12 protein-coding genes are annotated in these 18,228 nt (G+C 70.8%); 9 read left to right on the plus strand and 3 right to left on the minus strand.

All coding sequences use genetic code 11. The annotated features are described in order from the left end of the window. Positions 1-197 precede the first annotated feature (197 nt). Both ACQE3L_RS06415 and ACQE3L_RS06420 read right to left on the minus strand, forming a co-directional pair. Entirely contained in the window at positions 198-362 is a 165-nt protein-coding gene (locus ACQE3L_RS06415) for a DUF7838 family putative zinc beta-ribbon protein (RefSeq protein ID WP_176696591.1), read from the minus strand. 180 nt (positions 363-542) lie between these two features. Next, entirely contained in the window at positions 543-1,307 is a 765-nt protein-coding gene (locus ACQE3L_RS06420; RefSeq protein ID WP_426962940.1) for an Lrp/AsnC family transcriptional regulator, read from the minus strand. A 298-nt stretch (positions 1,308-1,605) separates the two neighbouring features. Between ACQE3L_RS06420 and ACQE3L_RS06425 the strand changes: the two genes are divergently transcribed. The 3 genes from ACQE3L_RS06425 (at position 1,606) to ACQE3L_RS06435 (ending at position 4,738) form a co-directional block, all read left to right on the plus strand. After that, the gene (locus tag ACQE3L_RS06425; protein WP_426962941.1) at positions 1,606-2,040 is read left to right on the plus strand and encodes a universal stress protein; all 435 of its coding nucleotides are present in this window, start codon (positions 1,606-1,608) and stop codon (positions 2,038-2,040) included. Then, a complete protein-coding gene (locus tag ACQE3L_RS06430) occupies positions 2,037-4,253 on the plus strand; it encodes an amino acid permease (RefSeq protein ID WP_426962942.1) in 2,217 nt (738 codons plus the stop codon). Before ACQE3L_RS06425 ends, ACQE3L_RS06430 begins: the two co-directional genes overlap by 4 nt. An 89-nt stretch (positions 4,254-4,342) precedes the next feature. Then, the gene (locus ACQE3L_RS06435) at positions 4,343-4,738 is read left to right on the plus strand and encodes an acyl-CoA thioesterase (RefSeq protein ID WP_426962943.1); all 396 of its coding nucleotides are present in this window, start codon (positions 4,343-4,345) and stop codon (positions 4,736-4,738) included. Between the two features lie 24 nt (positions 4,739-4,762). On the opposite strand, the gene ACQE3L_RS06440 is transcribed toward ACQE3L_RS06435, so the two are convergent. Next, entirely contained in the window at positions 4,763-6,937 is a 2,175-nt protein-coding gene (locus ACQE3L_RS06440) for a S9 family peptidase (RefSeq protein ID WP_426962944.1), read from the minus strand. Positions 6,938-7,223: 286 nt separating this feature from the next. Here ACQE3L_RS06440 and ACQE3L_RS06445 point away from each other — a divergent pair, with 286 nt between their 5' ends. From ACQE3L_RS06445 to ACQE3L_RS06470, 6 genes are read left to right on the plus strand one after another with little or no spacing between them, the layout of a single operon-like run. Further along, entirely contained in the window at positions 7,224-9,053 is a 1,830-nt protein-coding gene (locus ACQE3L_RS06445; RefSeq protein WP_426962945.1) for a hypothetical protein, read from the plus strand. 2 nt (positions 9,054-9,055) lie between these two features. Next, complete coding sequence (locus tag ACQE3L_RS06450) at positions 9,056-10,102, plus strand: hypothetical protein (RefSeq protein WP_426962946.1); 1,047 nt, start codon at positions 9,056-9,058, stop codon at positions 10,100-10,102. Next, positions 10,099-12,909, plus strand: a complete 2,811-nt coding sequence (locus tag ACQE3L_RS06455; RefSeq protein ID WP_426962947.1) for a hypothetical protein — start codon at positions 10,099-10,101, stop codon at positions 12,907-12,909. The genes ACQE3L_RS06450 and ACQE3L_RS06455 overlap by 4 nt, the downstream gene beginning before the upstream one ends. Then, on the plus strand, positions 12,906-13,511 hold the full coding sequence (locus tag ACQE3L_RS06460) for a hypothetical protein (RefSeq protein ID WP_426962948.1): 606 nt from the start codon (positions 12,906-12,908) through the stop codon (positions 13,509-13,511). The genes ACQE3L_RS06455 and ACQE3L_RS06460 overlap by 4 nt, the downstream gene beginning before the upstream one ends. Further along, positions 13,508-16,174, plus strand: a complete 2,667-nt coding sequence (locus ACQE3L_RS06465; protein WP_426962949.1) for a hypothetical protein — start codon at positions 13,508-13,510, stop codon at positions 16,172-16,174. Before ACQE3L_RS06460 ends, ACQE3L_RS06465 begins: the two co-directional genes overlap by 4 nt. Then, the gene (locus ACQE3L_RS06470) at positions 16,167-18,212 is read left to right on the plus strand and encodes an ATP-binding protein (RefSeq protein ID WP_426962950.1); all 2,046 of its coding nucleotides are present in this window, start codon (positions 16,167-16,169) and stop codon (positions 18,210-18,212) included. The genes ACQE3L_RS06465 and ACQE3L_RS06470 overlap by 8 nt, the downstream gene beginning before the upstream one ends. The last annotated feature ends 16 nt before the right edge of the window (positions 18,213-18,228 follow it).

Consider the following 18,228-nt stretch of genomic DNA (forward strand, 5'->3'; position numbering starts at 1 on the left):
ATCGGTGATGCCGTGGCGACCGTGCGGTGACTTGTCCGTCGACCCGTAGCCCCCACGCGTGCGCGTGTGAGAGTTACTCCTCCCTCACTCCCCCGTCTCGACAGGCCGGAGACACGGCCGCCCGCGTTCGGTCCGCGCGGACGCCCGTTCCGGCGTCGTCACTCCCGGGGTCGAGGCGTCGAAGAAGGGGACCGCCGCTATGCGGGGAGCGTGCTGATGCCGTTGATCCGCACGAACCCGTAGCCGCACTCCGGACAGCGCCACTTCGTCTTCTCGCCGAGGTGGAGGTTCATCGCCGCCGACCGGTAGAACGAGCGCGTCTCCTCGCAGTTGGGACAGTCGACCTCCGCTTCGAGGCTCATACGCGGACGTGCACGCGGCGGGAAATTGAAGATGTTGGTTCGGTGCCGGCCGCGTCGCGAAAAGCCGACGATCGGCAGTCTATAAATCGTATATCGAGATACACAAGGTTTCTGTGACCGTTTTTCTGGAGGGGCGTGGCTGGGTGGGCTCTACGGGCAAGATCGATGGGCCGATTCTCGTCACTCTTCTGCGGCGGTCCGTTCCTCGGTGACGAACGCTTCGAGGACGGACGCCGTGTCCCCGCTTCGCGAGAGGACGGTGACGATGTCGTCCGCTCGGACAGTGGTCGTCCCGTGCGGCGTGAGGACGCGATCGCCGCGCTCGATGGCGATGATCAGGGCATCGTCGTCGAGGAGCCCCTCCTGAACGGCCGCCTCGAGCGTGAGTCCGACGATGGGTGCGTCCTCCGAGACCGTCACATCGACGACGTTCGCGTCGCCCGCGAGACTGATGAAGTCGGTGGCGTCGGTGGTGGGCGGTTCGTCGTCGGGGCCGAACGGCGCGTAGGCCCCGTCGGTCTCGCTCTCGATCAGCGTCTCGTCCTCGATCTCGATCCCCAGTTTCGAGAGCGCGCGCGTGATGCGCCGGAGTGACTCGGTGTTCTCTCCCACCGCCAGGACGTGGAGGTTTCGTCGCCCGGTCATCAGTTCGCGGACGTTGATGACGCCGGGAACCGCGAGCGCTTCCCGCGCCAGCGCCTTTCGCTCGGAGACCGGCGCGTTGCACACGTAGAGGTTCGTCAACTGCCCCTCCGCGCGTTCGAAGTCGATCCCGGCGGTGTAGCCGCGGATGATGCCGTGTTCCTCGAGCTGGTCGATCCGGTTCCGGACCGTACCGGCCGAGACGTTCACCTGCTCTGCGATCGTCGGCGCGGACGTGGTTCGGGCGTCGCGCATCAGCTCGTAGATGATGCGCCGATCAATGTCGTCGAGCCGGTAGTCCATACGGCGCGTACCACGGGGATCCACTTTATCCCGCGGTTCAGTATGACGCCGATTCAGCCAGGGAAGTGCACACGTGTTACTGAATCAAAAATATAACCCGGTCATTTCTGCTCATCGAGTAATTCTATCGGAACGATTATATTCGACGTCTCCGACGGTCCGACAATGACTCTCGTCGAAGCGATCGAACGCAGCGTGGGGTGGACAGCCGCTCGTTCCGTTCCCGACGATCGTGACCACAGTCCGAGACCGACCGTGGAGACGGGGCGGCTACGAATCGTCCGGGGGGTGCGGTGACGTGGCGCTTCTCGACCACGTGCTGCTCCCGGTCGCGAGCGAGTCGGACGCACGAGCGACGTGTGACGCGCTTCGCCCGCACGTGGACCGCATCCAGCGGGTCACCGCTCTCCACGTGATCGAGAAGGGCGGCGGGACCATGGACAAGGCGCCGCTGGAGAAGCGGCGCGAGGACGCGGCCGCCTGCCTCGCGGTCGTCGAGGCGGCCCTCGCGAGCGAGGTTGCCGTGGACACGCGGACGGCGTTCGGAACGGACGTCGTCGAGACGATCTTCGACGAGGCGGCGTCCGTCGGTGCGACCGCGGTCGTCGTACGTCCGCGGGGCGGGAGCCGGCTCGTTCAGTTCGTCGCCGGCGATACCGCGGTGAAGCTCGTCACGGACCCAGCGGTTCCGGTGATCTCGCTCCCGGGCCTCGGCGCGGAGGACCACGGATGACCGACGAAGAACTGGCGAAGGACCTGGGGTTGGTCTCGGCGATGACCATCGGGATCGGAACGATGATCGGCGCCGGCATCTTCGTGCTCCCCGGCGTCGCCGCGCAGGCGGCGGGCCCCATCGTCGTGGTCTCGTTCGTGGTCGGCGGGCTCGTGGCGATGGTCAACGCCCTCTCCGTCTCCGAGCTCGGCACGGCGATGCCGAAGGCCGGCGGCGGCTACTACTACGTGAACCGGGCGCTCGGTCCCCTGTTCGGCTCGATCGCCGGGATGGGCGACTGGATGGGGCTCGCGTTCGCCTCCGCGTTCTACAGCATCGGGTTCGGTCAGTACCTCGCCACGCTGGCGCCGATGCCGAGCGTGCTGTTCCTCACTGACGTGCAGGTCGGCGCGCTGTTCGCGGGCGCCGCGTTCGTCCTCGTGAACTACGTCGGCGCGAAGGAGACCGGCGGGGTGCAGACGGTCATCGTGACGCTGCTTCTGGGGATCCTGACGCTGTTCGCAGTCCGCGGCTGGCTCGCGTTCGACGCCGCGACCCTGCTCGGCACTGACGGCGTCGCGCCGATGGGCTACGGGGCCATTCTACCGGGGACGGCTCTCGTATTCGTTTCCTTCCTCGGGTACGCGAAGATCGCCACGGTCGCCGAGGAGCTGAAGAACCCGGGCAGAAACCTCCCGATCGCCGTCATCGGAAGCGTGGCGATCGTGACCGTCATCTACGCCGTGCTCGTGTCGATCATGCTCGGCGTCGTGCCGTGGACCGATCTCAGCACCAGCGCGCCGCTGACGCAGGCGACGGAGGTCGCATTCGCGGGCGAGTACGGGGCGATCGCGGTGGGGATAGTCACCGTCGGGGCGCTCCTGGCGACGGCCTCGAGCGCCAACGCCTCGATCCTCGCGTCCGCGCGGATCAACTTCGCGATGGGGCGAGACGGCATCGTCACCGACTGGCTCAACGACATCCACCCGAAGTTCGCGACGCCGTACCGGTCCATCGTGGTGACGGGCGCGATGATCCTCGCGTTCATCGCGCTGCTCGGACAGGACCTCGAGGTGCTGTCGAAGGCGGCGAGCGTGCTCCACCTCGTCGTCTACGCGCTGATGAACGCCGCTCTGATCGTCTTCCGGGAGACGGACGCGCCCGAGTACGACCCTGACTTCACCGTCCCGCTCTATCCGGTGACGCCGATCCTCGGGGTGGTGCTCTCGCTCGGGCTGCTCGCGTTCGTCGGGCTCCGCGAGCTCGCCCTCTCGGCCGTCTTCGTTGTCGGCTCCGTGCTGTGGTACGTCGCCTACGCGAACCGCCATACGGAGGGACAGGGGCTGCTCGGTCGTCACGTCTCGGCGGGCACGCAGGGCGAGGAGTCGGTCGCCACGACGCCGGACGCGGACGCGGGGCCGACGGTCATGGTCGCGCTCTCGAACCCGCGCACTGAGGGGCCGCTGATGACGCTCGCCGGCGCGCTCGCGAAGGCGAAGGGGGGGACCGTGTTCGCGACGCACGTCGTGCAGGTCCCCGACCAGACGTCGCTGGCGGCCGCGGCCGAGCGCCGCCGGGGCGTGATGGACGAGTCCGAACGCCTGTTGGCCGAGGCCAGGGAGGACGCCGAACGGTTCGACGTCCCCGTCGAAACGCGGACGATCCTCTCCCACCAGGGCGTCGCGGAGGTGTTCGACGCCGCGCGGGACCACGAGGCCGACACCCTCATCATGGGCTACGGCGGCACGCGGCTGGCCGGCGGGCGCGCGGAGGGGACGCTCGACGAACTCGCGCAGAGCCTCCCGTGTGACGTGCTCGTGCTCAACGAGCGGTCGTTCGACCCGAGCGAGGTGCTGCTCCCGACCGCGGGCGGCTACTCCTCCGACCTGTCCGCGGAGGTCGCCCGCGCGCTCCGGGACGCGGTCGGCGCGAACGTCACGCTGCTGTACGTCGCCGACGACCGCGAGACGGGCCGGGCGTTCCTCGGCGAGTGGGCCGCCGAACACGACCTCGACGACGCGGAGATCCGCGTCGAGACGGGGGCGGTCGAACCGGCGATCAGAAGGGCCGCGGCCGACCGGACCCTCGTCGTCGTCGGGGCGACCGAACAGGGCTTGCTCTCGCGCGTTGTGCAGGGCTCCCTCGCGCTCTCGGTGCTCGAGAACCTCGACGCGTCGGTCCTGCTCGCGGAGCGCCCCACCTCGCGGTCCCTCCGCGAGCGGCTGTTCCGCTGACCGGCGCCCGGCTTGGGTTCCTCCGGCCGCCCCGGCCGGCCCCGGCCGGCTCCGGTGGCTACATGGGGCGTCTCCGCGAGTGAGCGAGCATGCCCGCTTTCACGACGGAGATCGACGTGCGGTTCCGGGACATCGACGCGATGGGCCACGTCAACAACGCGGTGTACGCCACCTACACGGAGCAGGCGCGGACGGACTACTTCAGGGAGGTGACCGACCGCGGTCTCGACGGGATCCCGAGCGTGCTGGCGACGCTGTCGGTGGACTTCCGGGCGCCCGTCACGCTGGAGGAGGGATCGGTGACCGTCTCGCTCGACGTGCCGGAGCTCGGCCGGTCGTCGATCCCGATGTCCTACGAGATCAGGACGGAGAAGGGCGTCGCGGCGGAGGCCGAGACGGTGCAGGTCATCGTCGACGAGGACGGCTCCTCGATGCCGATCCCCGACGATCTCCGGTCGGCGATCGAGGCGTATCACGACCTCTGAGCTTCGAGGGGCGGGTCGGATCCGTTAGGAGTCGGCTGTCCCCGCCTCGTCGTCCGCCTCGACCGCGGGGTCGTGGCGCTCGAACCACTCCGTCAGTTCGCGGACGCGGTGAGTCGCGCGCTCGGGGTCGCCGACGTTGTGGTGTTCCTCCGGATAGACGACGAGGCGCGCGGGGACGCCCCGCTTCTTGACGCTCACGTAGAGCTGTTCGGCCTGCGAGGGGGGACAGCGCCAGTCCTTCCCGCCAGCGGTGATCAGGAGGGGCGTGTCGATCGCGCCGGCGTCCGTGATCGAGGAGTGCTCGCGGTAGGCGTCGACGTTCTCCCACGGGAGTCCGAACTCCCACTGGTGCCAGTTGTGGTTGTCGTCCGTGCCGAACGTGGAGTAGAGGTCGTAGATCCCGTGTTCGGGCGCGGCCGCGGCGAACCGGTCCGTCCGCGTGACGATGTGGGCGGTCGTGATCCCCCCGTAGGAGAAGCCGGTGACGAACAGCCGGTCGGGGTCGGCGTAGCCGCGGTCGACGAGGTGCTCGACGCCGGAAATCACGTCGTCGGACTCGAGTTCGCCGCGGGAGCCGTTGAGCGCCTCCGCGAACTCGCTGCCGTAGGAGGTGGAGCCGCGGTAGTTGACGCGGATCACGACGTAGCCCCGCGAGCACCAGTAGGCGTGCGGGAAGTGGAACGTCGGCGCGTCGTAGGACATCGGGCCGCCGTGGATCGCCGCGACCGTCGGGGCCGGGTCGGGGTCGTCGGGGTCGAAGCCGGGCGGCCGGTAGACGACCGCCTCGACCGACTCGCCGTCCGAGTTCTCGAAGGCGACCCGCTCGCTCGTCGGCTGCTCGTGGGCGGTGAGGAACGACTCGTTGAGCAGCGAGAGCCGCCGGAGGTCCGCCTCGTCGGCGCCCGCGAGCGCGTCCGCGTCGACCGCGTACACGTCGGACCCGCCCTGGGGGCTGGAGAGGGTGCAGGCGACCGTGCCGCCGGCCATGTCGAACCGGCCGAGGGTGCGGTCGCGCCCCTGCGAGTCGAAGACGCGGACGGGCTCGTCGCGGTCCGCGCGCAGTTCGACGAGACGGGTCCAGCCCTCGTCGGCGACCGGGCAGACCAGCGTGTCCGCGTCGCGCCACCGCGGCGCGCCGAACCGCGCGACCGTGCGGTCGAGCGACCCGGAGACGGAGGCCGGCCCCGGGTCCGCCTCCCTCCCGTCGGTCGCGTCCGGGCCGTCCGCCGCGACGTACACCTCCGTCGGCTGGTACCAGTTCGTCGGGTTGCCGCCGGCGAACGCCACCCGGTCGCCGGAGGGGGACCACTCGGGGCTCGAGCAGCGCAGCGTCCCGCCCGTGAGCCGCCGCCTGTCGGTGCCGTCGGGCGCGATGGTGTACACGTCGGCGGCGAGGGTGTCGTCGGGGTCGGTCGCCTCGCCCGGCGGGTCCTCCCGGTCGACGGAGACGTACGCGATCCGGTCATTCGCGCCCCACGCCGGCTGGAGGCCCATGATCGGCTCCGAGGAGCCCGCGCCGTAGGCGTCGTCGAGTCTGGTCTCCTCGCCGGTCGCGGCGTCGACGACGAACAGGTAGGTGGTGACGGTGTCGGTGAAGCCCACGCCGTCGAACTTGTGTTGGAGGCGCTCCGTCTCGACCGGACCGCCCTCCTCGCGGGCGTCGAGGTACTCGCGCTCCTCGACGGTCGGGTCGCGCGCGGAGATGACGAGCCGCTCGCCCTCGGGCCCCCAGTCGAACTCGCGGACGCCCTCCTCGCGGTCGGTCACCTGCCGGGCGTCGCCGCCGAGCGCGAGGTCGAAGACCCACACCTGCGGCTTCGGCTCGTCGTCGCCGTTCGGGCCGTCGTTCTCGTCGTCGTCCGCTCCCCCCTCGGCGTCTTCCTCGCCCGTCTCTTCGTCCGCCTCCTCGTCCGCGTCGCGTCCGCGCCCGCGGTCGAGGTCATCCTCGCGCGCCGCGAGGAAGGCCAGCCGCTCGCCGTCGGGGGACCACGCGGGAGCGCGAGCGTCCGACGCGCGCGAGAGGCGGTGGGGGTCACGAGACCCGTCCGCGGGCGCGACGTACAGCGCGCTGTGGCGCTCGTCCGGGTCGGGGTGCATCTCGTCCGCCACGAACGCGACGCGGTCGCCGTCCGGCGAGACCGCCACGTCGTTCGGCATGCGGAGGTCGTGGTACGCATCGAGCGGGATGGGGTCGGGCATGGGGCGCCGTACCCGGGCCGCCCAATTGGGTGTTTGGGTGGCGGCGGGTTGCGTGCGTCCCGCTCGCGGCCGACTCGCGGCCGCGCCGGTCGGGGTCGGCACACGTCCGGCGACGGCGGGTCGATGCGGGTTCGGAACTCCCGGCTGATGTCAGATATAATATGACGTTGGATATAAGTGAGTCCGACTCGGTGTGCGTTCTGTGTCATCTGGTGACAAAAGTCACGTCCCTGTCAGGCGATCGGACGACGCGTCCGGTCGGGGGGCGGTCCGAGCCGACGGTGGTGTGGATCTGGAGCCGCCCCCGGTCGAGGGGTCCCGGGAGTACGCGACCGCGCTGGATCGGCTGACCCGGCTGGACCGGCAGCTCGGGTCGGATCCGGAATCGCTGGACCGGCCGGCGGTCGTTCAGGCGGTCGATCGGTTCCTTCGCGTCGACTATCGCGGCGGTGGCTACGCGTCGGGCCTCGTGGAGGCGGCGAGACTGATCGTCGAGTTCCGCCTCGGGGCCGAGGACCTCCCCGACGTCGACGTTCCGCGGAGTCCCCACGACGACCTCCTCGACTGGTGTCTGACGGCCGGTCGCGGGGACGCGTCCGGCGGCCTCGACGCGGACCGCTTCGAGTTCTGCATGGCGCGGTCGGAGTGGCGCCGGTTGCTGTTGCGGACGGTGGCCATCCACGGCGCGAGCGTCCCGCTGACCGACGACCAGATCGCTCGTCTCTCGACGCTGGACGTCGGTTCGGTGCCGGTCGTCCCCGTCGCGAGGGCGTTACGGGAGCGCGGGCGGCCGGACGCGGCTGCCGACCTGGTGGCCGAGGCGCTGGACGCCCGCACCTCGCTGCGGACGCCGGTCCCGCTGCTCGCGGTCGCGGACGACCTGGGCCTCGAGGAGCGATTTCGACGACATCTCCGGGGCAGCCTGAACCGCTGGGAGCCGGAACAGGGGGTCGACCGGCTGGAGTCGCTCGTGGAGTTCGGCCGCCGAGCGGAGTGCTACCCGGAGATCGTCCTCGCGGTCGAGCGGTGGCTCCGCGAGTGCGAGCCCGATCCGGCGGATATCGACGGGCGCCTGATCGCCGCCTCCATCGAGGCGCTGCTGTGCGGGACCGACACCGGCCGCGAGGACGCGCTCGAACTCTACCGAACGTACCTCTTCCCCGCGGCGGAGCTGTTCGACGTCGGCCCCGAGCTGTTCGAGGCGGCGGATGCGGCGGGGCGCCGGGAGATCGCGACCGACGTGTTGACCGCGTACGACGCCGACACCTACGTCTCGGGCGAGAGCGACCGAGAGACCGGGATGATGGCCGCCAGGGCGGCCGAAACCGACGAGCGCTGGCACGACGCGTTCGACGTCTGGGCGGCGCTGCTGGAGGACCATCCCGACCCGGCCGTGTGTCGGAACGCGGTCGAGAACAGGCTCCGGGTCGGCGACCTCGAGACCGCCGAGGAGTACGTCGAACGGCTCGAGGAGGAGTTCGGCCAGGAGGTCCGAGCGGCCCGGTTCCTCATGCGGATCGGGAGCCGGCGCAACAACGCCAGACGGGTGGTCGAGGTCGCGGAGTCGACCGACGGCGTCTTCCCCGACGCGTCGGAGGACGATGCCGAGGCCGTGGCGACGGCATACGTCGAGTCGCTCGCCGGCCTGGGTCGGTGGGAGCGGCTCGAGTCGTTCCTCGAGGACGACGCGGCGCTGTCGAACAGGGACCGCCGGTTCTACGACCGGCTGTCGAGGTTGATGCAGTACGTTCAGGAGGACGGTGCCGCCGTCGACGGGCAGACCGCGGTCGACGTCACGGAACGACTGCTGGCGGCGCCCATCGACACCTCGGAGCTACAGCTCCTGTTGAACCTCGGCGTCGTGCGGAAGGTGGCGGACCGGGTTCGCACGGAGCACCCGGACCTCGAGGAGCGGCTCGACGTCGTGGAGGGGTTAGTCGATATCCTGGTCTCGCTCCACGCCGAGCGGTTCATCGACGAACTGAGCGAGGCCGGCGTCGACACGGACGGCTTCGAACGGAACCTGGCGGAGTCCGACCTCAGACGGGGCGGACGGCAGCTGCTGACGGAGCTCGAACGGGAGGCCCGGCGCGCGGGCATCACGGAGGCACACTGATCATGGTAACTACTGGAAACCTACTCATCGTCGCATCGATCCTGGTCGGAACCGGCGGTCTCGGGGCGGTCCTCTACCGCTCCCAACAGCAGGAGCAGGCACAGCTCGAGTCCCTCGAGGACGAGATGAAGGGGGCGTTAGACGACAACGCGGACCGCATCGAGGCGTCGGTCGACCAGGCGGTGACCGAGCAGGTCGACAAGCTCGAGGAGTCACAACAGGAGCTCAACGAGATCGGCGACGACTTCGAGGCGGTCTTCGACCGGATGGACGAGGCGGTCGGCGGGTTCTCCGCTGCGATCGGCACCGTCGATGACTTCGAGGGGCTCCGGCAGTGGGGCGAGACGCTCGACGACGCCGCCGAGCCCGTCGAGCGCGTCGCGAACAACGTCGAGACCTGGCGGCAGGAACAGCAGCAGCTGCTCGACGAGACGACGGACATCCTCACCGAATGGGCCGCCCAGCACCGGCGCGTCGAGGAGGTGTACGAGGAGTCCATGGAGGGGCTCGAGGAGTGGCAGACCGAACACACGATCACCCAGCGGGAGAACTCCGAGGCGCTCAAGTCCCGCCTGGAGCAGCTCCAGGAGAACTCCGAGGCGATGCGGCGGACGGTGGAGCAGCTGAACGAGACCATCCAGAAGGAGGCGGAGACGCGGGAGATGCTCGCGCAGGACGTCCCCGAGACGCTGGCCGGCCTCGAGGAGGTCAGCGAGACCCTCTCGGACCTGAACCAGCGGCAGTCGCAGGCGATACAGAAGCTGGACGGCATCGCGACGCCGATGGAGGAGGCGGCCTCCGAGTTCGAGCGCCAGTCCGCGGAGGTCCTCGACCAGATCCGCCAGCAGGCCGACCGGAACCGGACCGTCCAGGACGAGGTCTCGGAGGCGATCCGGAACTCGAACCAGGATCTCGCCTCGAGCGTCGACGAGCTGCAGGCCACGGTCGCCGAGCTCGAGGCGACCCAGACGCCCGCCGCGCTGGAGTACGCGAAGGTCGCGCTCCTCGCCGTCACCGCCGCGGGGGTCCTCGCCGTCGCCTTCCTATGACCGACCGAGGGCAGGCCGACCCGGAACAGCTGGAGCGGTTCCTCTCGAACCGCGAGGGGGAGTCGGGGGTCGACCCCGGGGAGCTCCGGCCGCGGCACCTCGTGGCGGTGGCGACGACGACGGACGACGGCCTCGCGTCGCTCGACGAGGAGTTCGACTGGGCGGGGCTGCTGGAGGCGCTGTCGGAACTGGAAGCCGACGAGCAGTCCCGGTGGCTGCGTCGGCTCGTCCGGAACCTTGGCACGCGGACCGCGGCGGGGATCGAGTCCGAGGAGGGCGTCCGCGCGCTCGGCGACCGAGCGTATCAGCTCCGCCACCGGAACCCCGAGGTGTTCATCGCGTTCCTGGACGAGGTCCAGTCGCTGCTGCGGTACGACACCTCCTCAGAGGGCATCTCGGCCGCGGAGGAGGAGTTCCGACGGCTCGCCGAGGTCGGGGACCGCGAGTCCGACGAGCGCGTCGCGGCGTTCCGCGAACGGGACATCCAGCAGCGGCTCGTCGACCCGAATCTCGGCGCGGAGTCGCGGGTCTCGCTGCTGCGGACGCTCGGCGACGAACCGCTCGCGGACGTTCCGACGCGGATGGTCGTCGACGTCCTCTATCCGCTGCGGAACCACTACGACGCCGCGGTCGAGAAGGCGGCGCTCGACGCCTACGAGACGTGGGCGAAACAGCTCGACGACCGGCGCACGGCGGAGGAGGCCATCGAACTGCTCGAGGAGGACCTCGCCGGCGACCTCGACGAGCTGCCGACCTCGATGGTCACGGGCATCGTGATGTCCGGGTACGTCGGTCCCGCCATCGTCGAGTGGCTGCGTGAGCTGCCGCGCATCGAGAGCCGGCAGGAAGTCGTCGTCTCGGCCTTCGAGACGCTGGAGCACGTCCCCGGCCTCCGCGGCTGCGCGGACGACGTCTGCTCGTTCCTCCTCCGGGACGCTCACGAGGACGAGGCGGTGCACGCGGGCATCGACGTCCTCGAGTCGGTCCTCGTCGGCTTGGAGCCCCGGCAGGAGACGGAGACTCCGGCTCAGACCGACCACATGCGGGGCGTGTTCTTCACCGAGGCGGAGCTCGGCGTCGACGAGGCGGTCCGGTCCACGCTGCAGACGATCGTCGAGTCCTCCTCCTACTCCGAGGCGGTCCGCGCGCACGCGGCGAGCGCGTGGCTCTCGGTTCGGCCGCCCGAGATCCAGCGGCTCCTGTGGGAGATCGACGCCGAGGACGTCGGGGAAAGCGCCGTCGCCGACGCCAAACTCGAGGCCGCGGCCGACCACCGGCTCGTCGAGTTCGTCGACGTCGCGGCCGACCTCTGGGACGCCGCCGAGGGGGACGCGGACAAACGGCTCCGGCTCGTCGACGCGCTGGACCGACTCGAGTCGCGGGAGATCGTGGACGTCCTGCTGGACCCGGCGTTCGACGCGGACGACGGGGAACTGCGGCGTGCGGCCCGCGAGGCGCTCGTCGACGCCGGCTACGAGTCGGAGGTCGAACGCGAGTCGCAGCGCCGCACCACCGCCGACCGGATCGAGGCCCGCTTCGACGCGATGTCCACGGCGACGGACATCGACCGCGAGATCCGCGACCGGGCCGAGGAGCGAGCGTCGACGGAGGACGAGCGAAAGCGGGCCGGCCTGGAGGCGGCCGAGGCCGCGTCGAAGAGCGTCGACAACCTGGCCGAGTTCCGGTCGCAGGGGGCGACGCGGATGCTGAAACTGGCGCCGCTGTTCGACCAGCTGCAGGAGCTCGAGGAAGCGATCCGCGAGCTCGTCGGCCGGATCGACTCCCTGCGCGACGAGGTGCAGACGGAGCGCGACGAGGCGAAGCGGATCGAGCGCGACATCGAGGCGGTCGAGAGCGACATCGACGCGGCCGAAGGGGACCTGGACAGCGCGCGACGGGAGAAGGACGACGTCGAAAACCGGATCCAGGAGCTGCAACATGAGGTCATCCCCAGCCTGGAACAGGAGGTCGGGTCGCTCCAGCGGGAGTTCCGGCAGCTGGACGGCAAGGAGCCGTCACCGCGGGACTTCTCCGGGGAGAACTGGCGGGAGCAGTACGAGCGGAGACACGACGAGTGGGAACGGAAGATGGGCGAGATAAACCGGGAGATCGAGAAGCTGGAGGGGAAGCAGAACGAGGCGGAGACGGAGCTCTCGAACCGCAAGTCCGATCTCCGGCGGCTGACCGCCGACATCTCGGACCTCGAGGACGAACTGCGGCGGCTCCGCGACGATCACCGCGACCTCGAGAGCGACCTCGAGGACTCGCTCCAGCGCATCGACGGCTACCGGCGCGAACTCGAGAACCGGCAGTCGGAGCTCCGCGAGATCAGGGAGGAGTACGACCGCGTCCAGGCGCGGGTCGACGACATCGTCGGCGAGTTAACCGGCGTGCGACAGTCCGCCCGGTCGCGGGAGGCCACGCTGCGGGACCGGGGCGAGACGGCTCGGTCGCGCGCCGACTCGCTCCGGGGGACGCTCCGGTCCCTCGCCGAGACGCAGTCGGAGGCGCTCGACCGGCGAACGCGCCAGGCCGAGCACGTCAGGGAGCTCGCGGACCGGCTCGACGCGGACCACGACGACCTCGCGGCCCTCGGCGAGCGGACGAGGGCGGAGGTCCCGGAGGCCGACGTGGCGGCGGTCGAGTCGGCGGAGCGAGCGCGAACGCGCCAGTACCGCCGCAACGAGACGGAGTGGCGGCTGGACAGCGTCTTCAGGCGGGCCGTCGAGGCGGACAGGGTCGCGGACGTCGACCAAGAACTGGCGGACCGGGCCGCCGAGCGAGTCGAGGGCGGTGAGGAGCGATGAGACAGCGCCCCCGCCGCGCCGGCGACGCGGAGCGGAACCGGTCGAACTGGGACGAGCTGTTGAACGGGACGGAGAGCCTTCTGAACGACTCGAAGTCGCTCCAGCGGGAGATCGAGGGGTCGACGGACCGCATCGAGGAGACCTGGGAGGGAACCGCGGCCGACGTCGAGGAGACCCGGAGCGACGTCGCTCGGACGACGGACCGCCAGGAGTCGGCACGGGGGGCCGAGGCCGACTTCGACGCGGGCGAGGCGGCCGGACCGCCGCCGGCCGTCTCGGCGGGCGAGTCGGTCCACGGTGACCCCGACCTCCCGGCGCGAAACGACTACCACCTCTCCGATCCCGTGACCGTCGACGAGGTCGCCGAAGCGGTCGCGGAGGCCGAACAGCGACCGGCGGTCGAGCCCGAGACGCCGGTCCCGTACACCGAGAAGGACTGGTTCGAGCTTCACTCGGACCGCTTCCCGATCGGCGAGGACGTCTTCCCCATCGGCTTCCGCGAGGGGGCGCCCGAGGTGGCGGCCGACGACGAGGAGCGCCCGGCGGAACGCGAGCCAGCCGATCGCCGGCAGCGCGACGAGAACAGGGAGGGGGACACATGAGCGGCGCGTCGGCGGTGTCGTCCGCCGTTCGCCGGCTCAGTGCGGGACGGGGGGACGCGGCACAGCGGAACGCGGACGCGCAGACGCTGGCGGACGCGCCGCCGGGGGACCGGCGCGTCACGCGCGCGCTGGTGTTGGGGCTCTGGGACGACGACCGGGACGTTCGACGGCTCTGCAAGCGGACCCTCCGGCGCCGGTTCCGGGAGATGCGCGCCGACGACCGGCGACTGCTCCTGGAGGTCCTCTTCGTGAACCTCGCGGGAGCGTCCGACCCGCCGAGACAGGCCGTGAGCTTTCTGTCCGCGGTCGTCGGCTGGGTGCGGAACCACCGGTCGTCCGAGCCGCACCTGTTCTCGGCGATCGTCGCCGAGGCCGAGCGCTCCCGGCGCGGGGGGAGCTATCCACCGCGCGTCAGGAACGCCCTCAAGGACCTCTACCGGAGCGCCCCGACCGACGACTCGCCGACGGCGGACGTCGTCACGAACTTCAACCAGCAGCGGTCCCTGAACCAGCTGCTCTCGGAGACGGCGCCGCCGGAGGAGGTCAAGAGCTCGCTCCGGCTGCTCGGCGACGGGTCGCTCTCGGAGACCGACTTCGACGTCCTGCTGTACCACCTGGTTCCGCTGCGGAACAGCAAGGACCAGTCGGTGATGATGACGGCGCTGCGGAACCTGAAGGAGTGGTCGGCGGAGCTGCCGGGCGACGACGAGTTCGCGCTGACCGAGGCGGTCGAGGCGCTCGACGCCTACCAGCGCGCCGACCGCGAACAGCTCCCCGGCCGGCTCCGGAACGAGATCGCCCTCTCGGAGGTCGCGGTGGAGGCGCTCGGCCAGGAGGTCGACCGGCTGCGCGACCTCCCCCAGTACCGCCAGTCGATCGAACACGTCATCGAGACCCTCGACGGCGTCACCGGCGTTCGAGCGGTGGTCGACGTGCTGCTCGACGTCGCCGCGGAGGAGACGGGTCCCGAACGACGGGAGGCGGTCCGGGCGCTCTGCTCGGTCCTCACCGGCCTCGACGCGGAGGTCGAGGAGCGCCCCGACGTTCGCTACCGCGACCGCGTCCGGTACGTCACCGACGACGAGGTGGCGGCGACGGACGCGGAGATCCGGACGCTCTTCCAGGAGATCGGCGAGCGCGGGTCGGCCGACGAGGCGACGGTCTCCGCCGCGGTGGCGGAGCTGATACGGTCCCGGCCGGAGGACCTCGCGGAGCGGCTGACGGCGCTCCTGGACGACCGCGACCCCGACGATCCGGTCGTCGCCGCCGCGCTGGATGCGGTCTCGAACGAGGTGATCCTCGCGGCGGCCGACCCGGTCGCCGAGGCGGCCGCGGACGCCGGCGAAAGCGACCCGGCGGGAGCGCGGGAAGCGGTCGCGGCGCTGGAGACGCTCGGCCACGACGACGCGCGCGATCACCTCTCGCAGCTGATGCGGGACGCGCCGGACCCCCTCGGGCCGGCGGCCAGGGACGCGCTCGTGCGAAGCGGGTACTACCAGACCGTTCGCGCGCGGGAGACGGCCGACCGAGCGCGCGCTCGGGCGAGCGAGAGCGAACGCCGGGGCGACCAGCGGGAGCGCCGCGAGGCCGACCGGCGCGAGGAGCGAGTGCAGTACAAACGGCGGGAGGCCGAGTTCCGCCGACAGCTGCTGTCCGCCGGACGGACGCTCAGGGACGGCTTAATCGAGGTTCTGGAGCGCCGGATCGACTCCCTGGACACGCTCGTCGAACTCCAGCAGGAGGACCGTCGGGTCCAGCGCCTCGTGGAGGAGGCGCCCAGCTACCACCAGCAGCTGGGTGCGTATCTGCGTCGCCTGGACCTCGGGACCGACGTGGAGGCGGGAATCGCCGAGGAGTTCGCGTGGATCGAGCGGAACGTCGCGTATCTGGAGCGGCTGGCCGAGGCCGACGACCGGCGCGCGTCCGCGCTCGACGACCGGCTATCCGAGGTCGACGAGGAGCTGTCCTCGCTGGAGGCGGTCGACGCGCCGGACCAGGACGAGCGGACGCGGACCGAGCTCCTCGAGGCGGAACGCGAGTCGCTCCGGGAGGTCCGCGAGGGGTATCGGGCGGACGCTCGGGAGGGGGAGCAGACGGCCGCGGACCTGCGACAGCGCCTGGAGCGGAAGCGCGCGAACCTGGAGGACGCCTCGGTCGCCGTCTCGGGGTCGTTCTCCGACATCGAGGGCGCGATCGCGTTCGCGCGACAGCGCGAGCAGCGCATCGGCGCGCTCACCGACAGGCGGGAGTCAGAGTGGGAGCGCGTGCTGGACGCGGCCCGCGAGCGCGAGTCCGACCTCGAGGACCGCCTGTCGACGCTCCGGTCGACGGTCGAGGACCTGGAGTCGGTCCAGCGGTCCATCGACGGGACGACGAAGGCGATCGGCGACGACAGGCTGGCCCAACAACACCGCTCCCAGCTGAGCCGCGAGGACCAGGCGGTGCTGGGCCGGATCGAGCCGCGCGCCCGCGGAGCGGCCAAGCAGCGCCACGACGCGGCGGTCGCGGAGTCGGAGTTCCACAGACACCACGAGGAGTACCTGGCGCTCATCAGGCGGTACTACGAGTCGCGGCTCGACGCCGTCGGGTCCGGGCGGTTCGCGGACCAGTACGCCGACTCGATACGGGAGATCGAGGCCGACGTGGAGGAGTACTATGAGTGAGCCAGCCGACGGCGTCGAGTTTTCCGCTCTCCCCGACTGGGCGGACCGCTTCGTTCGGGATCTGGACGATCGGTTCGGTGTCCTGTCGGGCGACCGCGCCGAGAAGAACTTCCCGCGGGGGGAGGCCCCGCCCTGGCTCCGCGGCGATCACGACGGGGGCGACGGGAGCCCGCCCGACTGGCTGGACAGCTTCCTCATGGACGGGAACCCCGACCTCCAGCGGCTGTGGATGGACGAGGGGTTCCTGGGGCCCGACCCCGAGTGGCTGGCCGAACTCCACCAGCACGAACGTGCCGACGTCGCCCGCGTGTTCATGCTCGTCGGCAACGTCCACGACTACGCGTTCTCCCCGCACCGCGGGTTCACGCCGGTCATCGACCGGCTGGAGCGGAGCGCGGCCGCGCGGAAGGACTGGGTCGTCCGCTACTCCCTCTCGAACGGCTTCTCCGACCCGATCAGGGGGGACTCGACGCCGGCCGACGACCCGACGCCGTTCGAGGTGCTGGAGGAGGACGACCTCGACCTCCGGGACGGGCGAGCCCGGAGCCCGCAGGAGGCCCTCGACCGCGACCTGCAGGTCATCGAACGACTGCTCGGGGCGGGCTACGACGGTGGCGTCTCGGTCATCGTGGACAACCTGCAGCTGCTCGTCCCGCCCGACTCCACGAACGTCAACCGGAACGTCCTGACCGACGCGATACAGCGGTGGGCCCAGTCCCCGGAGATGTTCCGGAGCGAGAACCAGGTGGTCCTCCTGGCCGACGGGACCGACTCCCTCAACGACGACCTCCGGTCCGGGACGAGCCACGTCGACACGATCGAGGTCCCGCGTCCCGAGACGGCCGAGGCCCGGCTGAAGTTCCTGACGACCCTCTTCACGGGGTCGCGCGTCGACCACATGCCCGGCGTGCGCCTCGACGCGGCCGGCGAACCGGTCCGGTTCAGCGACGAGTTCGGCGACCGCATCGACGAGAAGCTCGCGACGCTGGCGAACAGGACGTCGGGCCTCGACAGGGTCGGCCTCGAGAACCTCGTCTTACAGGCCCGCTCCGAACGGGACGGGGAGCTGACGATGGAGTACGTGACGGAGGCGAAGCGGGACCTGCTCTCCGAGGAGAGCGGGGGGCTGTTGCAGGTCACGGAGCCCGACCCGTCGACGGACCCCGAGGAGGCGTTCGCGGCCGTCGGCGGGCTGGAGCCGGTCCGCCGGAAGCTGCTGACGATCTCCGAACTGCTCGACGAGGCCGGCGACTCCGAGATGGTCCGGCGCTCGCTTCCGAACGGCCTGCTGTTCCTGGGTCCGCCGGGCACCGGGAAGACGATGGTCGCCCGCGCGTTCGCGAACGCCTGCGGGGTCAACTTCGCCGAGTTCGGCGACATCCGGTCGATGTGGGTCGGCGAGTCCGAGCGGAACCTCTCGCGGGCGCTGGAGCTGATCCGCTCGCTGAAGCCGGTCGTCGTGTTCATGGACGAGATCGACCAGAGCCTCGGCCAGCGCGGGGACGGGACCGGCAGCGGCGTCGACCAGCGCCTGTTCGCGCGCATCCTGCAGTTCATGTCCGACCCGGAACTGGAGGGCGAGGTGATCTGGATCGGCGCCAGCAACGAGCCGCACAAGATCGACCCCGCCCTCAAGCGGGCCGGGCGGTTCGACCTGACGATCCCGTTCCTCCGCCCGGACGCCGAGGCGCGGCGCGCCATCCTGGAGGTGAACTTCGGGCGGCGGGAGGCGACGCCGGCCCTCGACGAGAGCGACTGGGCGGAGCTCGTGGAGCGAACGGAGGGGTACACCGGCGCCGAGCTGGAGCGGGTCGCCAAGGAGGCCGTCTGGAACCACCTGGCCGCGAACGGCACCGGGGAGGGGTCGACGATCCCCGCCGAGGCGGTCCTCGACGCGCTCGAGACGTACCAGCCGCCCGCGAACCGGTCCGAGTACCGCCGGATGGAGGACGAGGCCCTGGAGGAGGTGACCGCGGTCGACCTCCTCCCGGACCGGTACAAGCAGCGGCGACGCGAACTGGGCGGCGGGGAGCCCTGACGGCACCGGGTTCGTC

The organism is Haloparvum alkalitolerans (assembly GCF_050122995.1).
Taxonomy (GTDB): domain Archaea; phylum Halobacteriota; class Halobacteria; order Halobacteriales; family Haloferacaceae; genus Haloparvum; species Haloparvum alkalitolerans.

What these genes read in the sequence shown, in the direction of transcription:
- ACQE3L_RS06465 (WP_426962949.1), top strand. Translation starts at nt 13,508, where the DNA reads ATGAGCGGCGCGTCGGCGGTGTCGTCCGCCGTTCGCCGGCTCAGTGCG.
- ACQE3L_RS06420 (WP_426962940.1), bottom strand. Translation starts at nt 1,307, where the DNA reads ATGGACTACCGGCTCGACGACATTGATCGGCGCATCATCTACGAGCTG.
- ACQE3L_RS06470 (WP_426962950.1), top strand. Translation starts at nt 16,167, where the DNA reads ATGAGTGAGCCAGCCGACGGCGTCGAGTTTTCCGCTCTCCCCGACTGG.
- ACQE3L_RS06435 (WP_426962943.1), top strand. Translation starts at nt 4,343, where the DNA reads ATGCCCGCTTTCACGACGGAGATCGACGTGCGGTTCCGGGACATCGAC.
- ACQE3L_RS06415 (WP_176696591.1), bottom strand. Translation starts at nt 362, where the DNA reads ATGAGCCTCGAAGCGGAGGTCGACTGTCCCAACTGCGAGGAGACGCGC.
- ACQE3L_RS06440 (WP_426962944.1), bottom strand. Translation starts at nt 6,937, where the DNA reads ATGCCCGACCCCATCCCGCTCGATGCGTACCACGACCTCCGCATGCCG.
- ACQE3L_RS06430 (WP_426962942.1), top strand. Translation starts at nt 2,037, where the DNA reads ATGACCGACGAAGAACTGGCGAAGGACCTGGGGTTGGTCTCGGCGATG.
- ACQE3L_RS06450 (WP_426962946.1), top strand. Translation starts at nt 9,056, where the DNA reads ATGGTAACTACTGGAAACCTACTCATCGTCGCATCGATCCTGGTCGGA.
- ACQE3L_RS06455 (WP_426962947.1), top strand. Translation starts at nt 10,099, where the DNA reads ATGACCGACCGAGGGCAGGCCGACCCGGAACAGCTGGAGCGGTTCCTC.
- ACQE3L_RS06460 (WP_426962948.1), top strand. Translation starts at nt 12,906, where the DNA reads ATGAGACAGCGCCCCCGCCGCGCCGGCGACGCGGAGCGGAACCGGTCG.